General features: G+C 39.7%; 2 protein-coding genes. Both read right to left on the bottom strand.

Annotation, left to right across the window (positions count from 1 at the left end; genetic code table 11):
- Window positions 1-68 precede the first annotated feature (68 nt).
- Complete coding sequence (ampE, locus tag H5203_RS22400; protein WP_182820368.1) at window positions 69-920, bottom strand: beta-lactamase regulator AmpE; 852 nt, start codon at window positions 918-920, stop codon at window positions 69-71.
- A 27-nt stretch (window positions 921-947) separates the two neighbouring features.
- Window positions 948-1,493 (bottom strand): 1,6-anhydro-N-acetylmuramyl-L-alanine amidase AmpD, encoded by a 546-nt coding sequence (gene ampD / locus H5203_RS22395; protein ID WP_182718484.1) that lies wholly within the window; start codon window positions 1,491-1,493, stop codon window positions 948-950.
- Between the last annotated feature and the right edge of the window lie 238 nt (window positions 1,494-1,731).

Raw genomic sequence — 1,731 nt, 5'->3', positions numbered from 1 at the left:
GTTTTAGGTTTTAGGTTTTAGGTTTTAGGTTTTAACAATAACTTCCCTAAAACCTAGCACCTGTTTATTTACGCTAAACCACCAAATAAAGTAAACAAGGCAATCAACACCAAGTAAAACAACACATTTCGTTTTACAAGCTTCATCATGCAAGTTGCTTCATACGCGCAACCAAAATGTTGCTGTTCTATTTGCTCTGCGGCAAGCGCGGTATTAGTAACCACTTTACGGTTACTCACTGTAAAATCGAGTGCATAATGCAGCCAGCAACTGGTGCCTTTATTAAAGTTACCTATTACTAGATAACCAAAGCTGGCGATTCTGGCTGGTAACCAATCAAGCCAAAATAATAATGAATGAATAAGTTTAAATCGTTTGGCATACACAACTTTATGGTCGTCCTGCACTAAATCAGCAAAAGTACGTACTAATGCATACAAGGCCGCGCCAGGTACGCCTAATATTACAAACCAAAAAATAACTGCACAATAAAAACGAAAGTTTACCCAAGCCAACGTTTGTCCAAAAGTTTCGCCACCTTTTTGCTCTTCCGTTTTCTTTTGCCCCATTTGCAGTGCATATAAGGTTGCCGCTTGCTGATCATCACGGGTTAGCGCATTTAAATAGGACTTATATAAAGCACGTTGTTTAGCACAGCCAAAGCAAACCAGCAGCACAGCCACATTAATGGCTAACTGCCATAATACAAAATCAGATAAGGTAAAAATAACCGCCACAAGTAATACCGGCAAACACAGCCAAATAATAAATCCTGCAGGCGAATTGAATAGACCTTGCTCGCCAAGCTGTTTTTTTGAACGTGTTAAATAGCCTTGCGCGTAATAGCTTATTTGCCAATAATCAGATCGGGCACCTAAACGCTCTAATATCAGAGCTATTATTATAGAAATTAAGATCATACTTTTCTCTTTCCAAATTGGCGCTAGTTAAAATATAGCAGCAAAATAATGATTCCAATCAAAACTGTCTCCAGGGTCTGTTTTTCGCCCTGATGCAATGTGACAATGGCCAACAATACGCTCGCGAGTGATAGCTGGGTATTTATATATCAATGTCTTAGTTAAGGATTGTAATGCATTATATTGATTTTGGGTATACGCCGTTGTATCTGTACCTTCAAGCTCAATACCAATACTAAAATCATTACACTGACTACGTCCTAAAAACTCAGACTGCCCAGCATGCCAAGCACGTTTACTAAAAGGCACATACTGAACTATTTCACCGCTGCGTTTGATAAAACAATGTGCTGAAACTCTCAACCCCTTTAAATCAGCAAAGCTAGGGTGTGCTTGGCAATCAATACATCCCATAAACAAATCATCCACAAACGGCGTGGCAAACTGCCCTGCTGGCAAGGAAATATTATGAATCACTAATAAAGATATTTCCTCACCTAGTGGGCGCTCATCAAAATGCGTACTTGGTCGCTGGATAGCGGTACTAACAACACCAAAAGAGTTTATTTTCATAGTTTATATTCATAATGGCCTGTAAATAAATGCATAGTCAGATGCTAATAGATTTCCAAGTAGAATAACAGCAAAGCACTTTCATTGTTTTGCGCCGGTAGCAGCGAGTTTACCTCGCGACTGTTTTTACATTTCCATAGACAAACCAATTTCACCACCGAGAAGAGAAAGCTACGGGTAACGAGCTGCGGGCTGTAAGTTCACCTAGAAGCTAGTCACTTCCCTAGAACCTAGTTCC

This window comes from Pseudoalteromonas sp. SG41-1 (assembly GCF_014164575.1).
Taxonomy (GTDB): Bacteria; Pseudomonadota; Gammaproteobacteria; order Enterobacterales; family Alteromonadaceae; genus Pseudoalteromonas; species Pseudoalteromonas rhizosphaerae.
The sequence above is the reverse complement of the archived record's forward strand: the minus strand, read 5'-3'. Positions and strand labels throughout refer to the sequence as shown.

Bases quoted from the DNA above. Each gene is read 5' to 3' on its own strand.
- ampE (WP_182820368.1), bottom strand. From the start codon at position 920: ATGATCTTAATTTCTATAATAATAGCTCTGATATTAGAGCGTTTAGGT.
- ampD (WP_182718484.1), bottom strand. From the start codon at position 1,493: ATGAAAATAAACTCTTTTGGTGTTGTTAGTACCGCTATCCAGCGACCA.